The organism is Bacteroides sp. 1_1_14, assembly GCF_000162515.1.
Classification (GTDB): domain Bacteria; phylum Bacteroidota; class Bacteroidia; order Bacteroidales; family Bacteroidaceae; genus Bacteroides; species Bacteroides thetaiotaomicron.
Window position 1 is genome coordinate 10,303 of sequence record NZ_GG774717.1, and the last position, 7,252, is coordinate 17,554.

Below are 7,252 nucleotides of genomic sequence, written 5' to 3' on the forward strand. Positions count from 1 at the left end.
CCGATTTTTTTGTTTCCCGTCAATCGACCGCCGTATGGTCGCCCAGCTTCCCGTGCAGTTCACGCCCGATATGTCCGGCAATGCCACGGGGAGAAATTTCAGAGATTGAACCCCACCCGCCATGCGTGTATATGCACGTCTTGAGCGGTTCGGTACGGGAAAGGTAGAACAGATAGCCGTTGCGGAGCAGGATGCCCACGAACACCGAGCCGACCTCGATGTCGGCGATCTCGTCAAAACGTATCTTCCCGTCATTGTATAATACTGCCGTGCCATCCGCATCGGGAATGACGAACAGATCGTCTTCCATGACAATCCCGTGCAACTCGATTAGCGACCCCAGGCATTCACTCGCCGATACCCGGTCGTAATCACCCTTTACCTCATTTGTCGATTTCGTTTCCATATCGCTTTTCTTTAGGTTCAGACAAATACCATACGAAAAAGGCGTGAGAATACGTTAAATACCGGCATTGAGGTACAGCCAAGCACCCATCCACTCGATAGATAATTTCTCCCCACGCCGCTATCGCATACGCTTGACGCATATAGACACGACGATGAAGAAGAGAACTACCCATTATTTTGCGAGCGGATTAAAATTTGGCTGTTTTCAATGCCCCACCATAATGTGTTCCTTCCGTATGTAAATCGCCCGGCGGCACGCCGCCGGAGGATTCGATTGCAAATATAACGATTTCATTCGGGTATCGGCGACAACACGTGCGATTTTTAACAACCTTCCTGCCAAAGAACTACCCGCCGTCCTACAATTTCGGCCCCCGGGCGGGTTTGCGGGGCGCGACCTTCGGCTGCGCCTTCTTCTCCCTGGGCGGTTCGACGATCCGCAGTTTGAGTTTCTCCGTCTTACGGTCGTAACGCACCTCGCAGCAGTCAATCTCACCCGCAACCGACGTCCACACGTTGTTCACACGCACCGCGCCGCCCGAGTAGAGGGTCTTGTATTGTTCGTATTCGAGCGGCTGCCGCAATTTCGCGTCCACCTGACGGTGGAACGAGTAGATATTACGTCCCTTTGCTATTTCGTCGGGAACGTAAACCCGCAACTCGGGATGGGCGGCCTCGGCATAGAGGCACAGATCCGCCGTGCGAAGCTCCCTCGGAACCCACTGGATCATCCTCGGGTCGCCCCGCACGGCCGTATCGGCCACGAGCGGCGTGATGGCCCTCTGGGGAATGTCGTACAGCACCCCCGCATCCTTGCGAACGGCCTCCAACGCCACCTCCTCCGTTACAAGCCGGCGGTTCAGGTGCAGGACACTCATCAACCGGTGTATCTGCTGCGGGTCGTCCTGCTCGCGGAACACCTGCAAGACCAGGGCGGGGTCGCTCAACGCGCTGATAACCGAGAAATCGGTTTTGTCCTTCCCGTAGGTACGCTCGAAAGCCTCCCGGCTCATCTCCGGCGTCCGGGCTTCGCGGGGGACGCCTTTCAGGTTTTGCGGGTTCTCCCGCACCAGGCTCATGTATAGATCCGGGCTTTTCATGCTCTCGGGCAGGTGGGCGATGGCATAGGGACTGCGCCGTATGGCCTCCATGCACAACTCCGGCGTTTTCCACTTCTCGGGGACATATTGCAGGTAGCTCCCGTCGTGCCAGACGGCCCGGCGGCACATCTCCTCGTTCTTGGCGTGGTCGGGAAGGTTGTAGAACAGCTCCGGCTCCAGGGCGAAAATTTCCCGGGCCACCCTCGGCGTGAGGAACCAGGGGTTCATGTTCTCCAAAAAATCGAAGGTCTTATCGTAATTCGTGCAATAGAACCCCAACACTTTCAGGTGTATCTCCTCGAAGGGGATATAGCGGAGGACACGCAGGTCGTCGGTACGGGCCAACGCCCGGTTGCAGACCTCCGGCGTGAGCTGTTCGGGGTTGAAAAAGCGGATGGCCAGGGGATCGCGCTCCAGCGCCATCCCGCACAGACGGTCGGTTTTCAGATGTTTCGGAACGTACTCCAGTGCCAGGTAGTTCGAGGACACGGCGGCCTCGCAGACCCGTTCCGTGCGTAATTCCTCCGGCACTTCATGGAGCAGGATGCCGTCCCCGCTGACGGCACGCAGGCAGACTGCCTCCGTGCGCAGTTCCACCGGCACGAGCGAAAGGCAGGACGCGTCCATCCCCACGCCGTGAAGGGCCAGTTCCCCGGTCATGACCTCCGGGGCAATGGAGGCGAAAATCTCGAACTTGTCCACGAACGACATCCCGAATTTTTTCAGCCCTTCCAGGCATATATCGGGATACGGAATGTAAGGGAGTATCTTGTAATCGGCACTGTCCACCGCTTTCAACGCCGCACGGCATATTTGCGGCGTCCTCAATTCCCCGGGGACGGCCTCCAGCACCAGACCGTTGCGCTTCACGGCCGTCATGCACAGTTCGGGGGGTCTTCAACCCCTCCGGAACGTAATACAGCGCGTAGCTGTTGCTATCGACGGCGGCACGGCACATTTTCGGTGTCTTCAGACGGTCAGGGACGAATTTCAGTGTTTCGCCCCGGTGGCCGGCCGCGGCAAGACAAAGTTCCGGCGTTTTCATCGCTTCGGGAACGAACTCGATGTTGAAAGCCGATTTCTTGATGGCGAAACGGCAGACTTCCGCCGTTTTCCGATCCTCGGGCAGCGTCTCGAAAAGGTTCTCGCGCCACGGGTTCTCGTACACCCCCGTATCGAGATAGGCTATATCTATTCTCTCTTGCTCTGTCATGGTTTTCAGTATTTATGGAAAGCGCCCGGGTGACGGGCGCTTCTCTTGGTTAGACATATTCCGTTATCGTTCCGTTTCCTCCGTCCCGTTCTCGCTCTGGAACGTGAAGGAGGTCTTCACGACCTGACCCGTGTTGTCCTCGACATAGACGTCGATGGTCTGCTGGTCATCGCTGCGCGATGTGTAATAGAGGCGGAACACCTCACGGTCGAGCGGATAGCGGTCGTTGGGCAGGAACACCGTACCGTCGTCCATCCTCAACTCACCGCGCCCGTCGGGCTGGAAATAGCGGATCGTGTAACGCGCGCCGTCATATCTCCCCTCCCGCACGAGCGTGCAGCGGATTTCAGCGGTTTCACCAACGGAGATTCGCTTCTGAACGGGCATCGTTTCCAGAGAGAACGTGTACGCCTGCTGTATATCCAGCCCGTTGTCGCAGGATGCGCATAAAAGACCCAGGGCGGCGATCCAGACCGCCAGGGCCAATATCTTTTTCATCTTTTTCATGTCGCTTGCAAGTTTAATGGATTATGAATTTCACGCCCAGGCCGAACTGCGCGTGGAAATGTCCCGTTGTAGTGCCCCATAGGATACGCTCACGCCCCGTCAGCGAGAGGATAATCCTGTCGGTCAGGTACGCATCGACCTCCAGCGTGACGGCCCCGCCATAGAGGAAACGGTCGCGGTGGCGGAGCGTAGAGCCGTCATAGAGCCGCCTCTCGCCCCGGTTCACGCTCTCGTAACCGGCCAGCGCCGAGCCGCCGAGGTAGAAGAAAAAAGTCCTGGACGGGTCGGCGAGGAACTTGTAATAGTAACCGCCCTCGGCAGTGAACTGCGCCACCGGGATACGTTCCGACTTGTAGGGGTAATAACGGTTCAGGAACTCCGCGCCGAACACCCACTTGTCGGCATTCTTCGCGTAGCGGCTCATGGCCAGCCCGAACCAGTAGCCCGTTTCGCTGCGGCTGTCCCGGGTATAGAAGCCGTCGGCCATGCCTCCCCGTATTTCCAGCCCGCGCATGGCGGGCAGGGCACGCTGGGCGTGCGCCCCGTCCGAAAGGAGGAGGCATAACCCCAGCGTGAGAATGAATATCGCCCGTTTCATATCACTTTACCTTTAACTCGTTGATAACACGTGCGCGCACCAGGTCGGCATTCTCCACCGTGAAAGTCTGGTGTCGCCCGCCTTGCTGCTCGTGCAGTTCCACGACCAGCTGCTTGTCGTCGGCCAGCGTGAACTTCGGGAGCGTGAAGACCATGCGCTCGGTACGCTTGCCGCCGATGACCTGCACGTTGTTGTACGCACGCACGGGCCATACGACCTGCTCCTGGATGGCCGTGCGTTTGGCCACCTTCTTGTCCGTAATCTTGAACGTCAGGTAGTCCACGTTGAAAGGCACGTTGGAGGAGTTTTTCAGTTGGAGGTGGAAATAAAGCAGGTCGTTATGCACGTAGATACCTTTGAGGAGGTATTGTACCCCGAAACGCTTGCAACCGATATGCTTGATCTCGCGGCGGTCATTCTTGTAAATGGACTGCATGATCAGTTTGACCAGCAGCGGAGATTCGCATCCCAACTCCTGCAAATAGATGTCCAGCGCGTTATTGGGGCGGTTTACCGCCTCCCCGTCATGCAGGAAGTCCGCCATCTCGACCGACAGTTTCACCGGCTCGTCGGCATACTTGACATTGAAGCTGTAATAGGCCCCGTCCTCGGTAATGACCGAAAGGTTGCTCTCGCGCGAGAAATCACGCAGGGCCGCCTTTACACGCAGCACGTTTTCCGTGCCGTCGGCTTTCGCCGCCAGAAGATCCGAAGACCCCAGATCGACGTAACGGATGGCCGAGGGGAAAATCACATGAACGGTCTTGCTGAACGTCACCTCCAGCGCGTAGGGCGGGATAACCCGGTTGAAGGTCAGCGGACGGGTAAGACCGTCGTACAAATCGCCCGTGGAGGGCTTTTCCTGCGCGTGGGCAGCGAACATGCACCCGATAAAAGCGAGTGCCAGAAGAATCTTTTTCATACTCGATAAATTTTTTGATTGTTGATAAAAATGGATTTTTTCAGTGGTGTACGGAAGTACGTCGTTTGTACCCTTATTGAAGGGGCGGGAGCAGCAGGACGCTGTAACCGGCCTTGAGCGTGACCTTGACCGAGCGCATCTTCTTGCTCACGTATTGCGACACGCCCTGGATGGCGCTGCGCCCCAGGTCGGAGAGCAGTTGCGAACCGGCATCGTCCGTGATCGTGATACTGCTGCCCATGCCCGCGCCCATATTGGCGGCGATCTCCTTCACGGCATTGAGTTCTTCCGACCCCGGCACGGGAATACCCTCGTTGCCGTTCGTGTCATAGACCGACAGATCGACCGGAACGACCGCCCCGCCGTGCTGGACAGCGCTGACCTTGACCGTCAGCCGTTCACCGTTGATCCTCGCCGCCCCCGTTACGGGCGTACCCGAGGGGATGAGCAGATCTCCCGCCATCATCGGTTCCAGCAGCCGGAAAGTAACCTCCCCGCCATCGGTGAGCGTCACGGTTTGCTGCACGGCGGCACGGATACTGTTGCGCTCGGGCTCGCGAAGGTCGCTCCCCACCGTGTTGAAACCCCAGTTCCGGGGCTTGACGAACTCACGGGCGAAGACCGAATCGGGCAGCGGGGCGGCAAGCAGCGACACGATGTTACGGCGCACCTGGCGCACGGGCTGCACGGAAGCCTTGCCGGAAACGGAGGCTTTCTGACGCGGGGCTTCAGGGGCCTTGACCGCCATTCATGTAGCGGGCGGCGATCTCGTAGGACTTCTCCAGCAGCGCCACCTGCTCCTCCTGGGCCGTTTTCTGCGCCTGCTGTTCTTCCAGGCGGCGTTCCAGTTCCTCGATGCGGGCCTGCATCTCGCGCTCTTCCCCCGTTTCACCGGCGGTCTCCTCGTAGAAACTGCCTAACTGGCGGTTGATGTCGGCATAGGCGGCACGGGAAGTCCGGAAAGCTCCCGACGAACCGCCGGCAGGGCCGGAAGACTTATCCGGCACGGCAGCGGGCATGACGGGCTCTTCCTCCTCGTCCTCCATCCCGAACGCGAAATCCTGCAAGGAGCGCATCTTTTCCCGCTCCCTGCGCCGCATCTCCTCCTGCACGTAGGCATCACGCTTGTCCGAGAGGATACCCTCCGATTCCGGGGTCGGCAGCTCCGTGTTGAAACCCGCCGAAGGCTCCTCCCGTTCTTTTTCGCCGGGGGAGAAGATCAGCCACATGCACCCGGCAAAGGCCAGGAAAAAGAGCGGGAAGACCACCATCTTCTTCCGCATCTGTATCTGCCGGGGCGTGAGTTCCTTTTTCCCCGCCTCCGGCTGTTTATTCTGTTTTTCGTTCGTCGTCATAATTGAAATCTTTTAGATGTTTTACACTGTCGGCCTCCTGCCGTTGTCTTAATTCCAGCTCCAGCCGCTCGATATGCCGTATCTGCATCCGTTCCCCGGCTCCCTTGCCGAAGCGGTAGATGGAAGACACGGTAAAGTAGAGCGACAAGACGGAAAAGAACAAGAGCAGCGTGAGGATCACGATAATCCGCTTATCGGGCGAGAGCGCCCCGCAAGCGCGGCGCAGGTGGTCTTCGACCCACTCCCCGAAAGCCTTTATTCTCTTCTTTGCCATAGCCTTATCTTTTTAATGTACGTAAATCGCGGTTCTCCAGAATCTCGAATTTCTCCATGATGAAACCCTGCGGGTTATTGTCCGAACGCCCCGAGTTGATCAGCTCGCAGCGCGTGACCAGCGAACGCTCGGTGATGTTGCTCTCGCGGACAATCATTTGCCGGGCATAGGTCATGGCCCGGTAGGGATAGGCGTTGAAGTCGCACACCACGGAGTCCACCTCGATACGCTGGCTGATGTTCCCCGACACCACACGGTTGTAGTAACCTTTCTCCTGCATGTCCTGGTAATAGGCGAAGGCGCTCTTATCGACCAGGAACAGCGCGCGGTTGATGTTGCTCTCGATGGCCGCACGGTCGGGCGAGAGGGTGAAGAACAACTCGTGAAAACGCCGGATATGTTCGCGCGCCTCCACGGGGCGGTTCTGGCTCAAATCCTGCGAGAGCGCCAGCATCAGCGACTTGCCCCCGTCCAGGACGTAGATCTTCTCGCGCTGCTTTTCGGCGAAACGGAAGCTCGCGACCACGCTGAACACGGATACCAGCGCGCACAGGCAGAGGAACACGATACCGAAAAGCCGAATCTGCCTGAAACTTGTTTCGATGTTTTTTAATGACTTGAATTCCATTGTCCAAATTGTTATGAATGATTATTGTTACCTTGTGTTGCCAGGTTGCGCCCGTTGGGGGCACTGCCCGAAGCCGGGCCGCCAACGCCGCCGTTACCGGAGGAGGAACCGCCACCGCCGCGACGCCCGAACGTGCGGCCGATCATGTTGCCGGCGATACCGCCAGCGACACCCGTGGCGAATGCCCCGGCCTTGTTGATACCGCCCATAGCCCCGCCGGCTCCGCCCGACTGGATCACCCACTCGG

6 protein-coding genes and 3 pseudogenes are annotated in these 7,252 nt (G+C 58.3%); all 9 read right to left on the reverse strand.

Annotation, left to right across the window (positions count from 1 at the left end; genetic code table 11):
* Positions 1 to 19: 19 nt before the first annotated feature.
* On the reverse strand, positions 20 to 406 hold the full coding sequence (locus HMPREF9007_RS00825; protein ID WP_004295441.1) for a hypothetical protein: 387 nt from the start codon (positions 404 to 406) through the stop codon (positions 20 to 22).
* 361 nt (positions 407 to 767) lie between these two features.
* Positions 768 to 2,721, reverse strand: a pseudogene (locus tag HMPREF9007_RS00820) (DUF4116 domain-containing protein).
* A gap of 63 nt (positions 2,722 to 2,784) precedes the next feature.
* Positions 2,785 to 3,228 carry a DUF3872 domain-containing protein gene (locus HMPREF9007_RS00815; protein WP_004295445.1) on the reverse strand — a complete coding sequence of 148 codons (444 nt, stop codon included), beginning with the start codon at positions 3,226 to 3,228 and terminating at the stop codon, positions 2,785 to 2,787.
* A 13-nt stretch (positions 3,229 to 3,241) separates the two neighbouring features.
* Positions 3,242 to 3,826 (reverse strand): conjugal transfer protein TraO, encoded by a 585-nt coding sequence (locus tag HMPREF9007_RS00810; protein WP_004319140.1) that lies wholly within the window; start codon positions 3,824 to 3,826, stop codon positions 3,242 to 3,244.
* Position 3,827: 1 nt separating this feature from the next.
* Positions 3,828 to 4,748 (reverse strand): conjugative transposon protein TraN, encoded by a 921-nt coding sequence (gene traN / locus HMPREF9007_RS00805; RefSeq protein WP_004303795.1) that lies wholly within the window; start codon positions 4,746 to 4,748, stop codon positions 3,828 to 3,830.
* A gap of 73 nt (positions 4,749 to 4,821) precedes the next feature.
* Positions 4,822 to 6,103 (reverse strand): annotated as a pseudogene (traM, locus tag HMPREF9007_RS00800) (conjugative transposon protein TraM).
* Entirely contained in the window at positions 6,078 to 6,377 is a 300-nt protein-coding gene (locus HMPREF9007_RS00795; protein WP_004295449.1) for a TraL conjugative transposon family protein, read from the reverse strand. The pseudogene traM and the gene HMPREF9007_RS00795 overlap by 26 nt, the downstream one beginning before the upstream one ends.
* Positions 6,378 to 6,381: 4 nt before the next feature.
* On the reverse strand, positions 6,382 to 7,005 hold the full coding sequence (traK, locus tag HMPREF9007_RS00790) for a conjugative transposon protein TraK (protein ID WP_004295450.1): 624 nt from the start codon (positions 7,003 to 7,005) through the stop codon (positions 6,382 to 6,384).
* A gap of 11 nt (positions 7,006 to 7,016) precedes the next feature.
* A pseudogene (locus tag HMPREF9007_RS00785) lies at positions 7,017 to 7,252 on the reverse strand (conjugative transposon protein TraJ); the annotation flags it as partial.

What these genes read in the sequence shown, in the direction of transcription:
- HMPREF9007_RS00815 (WP_004295445.1), bottom strand. Translation starts at nt 3,228, where the DNA reads ATGAAAAAGATGAAAAAGATATTGGCCCTGGCGGTCTGGATCGCCGCC.
- HMPREF9007_RS00795 (WP_004295449.1), bottom strand. Translation starts at nt 6,377, where the DNA reads ATGGCAAAGAAGAGAATAAAGGCTTTCGGGGAGTGGGTCGAAGACCAC.
- traN (WP_004303795.1), bottom strand. Translation starts at nt 4,748, where the DNA reads ATGAAAAAGATTCTTCTGGCACTCGCTTTTATCGGGTGCATGTTCGCT.
- traK (WP_004295450.1), bottom strand. Translation starts at nt 7,005, where the DNA reads ATGGAATTCAAGTCATTAAAAAACATCGAAACAAGTTTCAGGCAGATT.
- HMPREF9007_RS00825 (WP_004295441.1), bottom strand. Translation starts at nt 406, where the DNA reads ATGGAAACGAAATCGACAAATGAGGTAAAGGGTGATTACGACCGGGTA.
- HMPREF9007_RS00810 (WP_004319140.1), bottom strand. Translation starts at nt 3,826, where the DNA reads ATGAAACGGGCGATATTCATTCTCACGCTGGGGTTATGCCTCCTCCTT.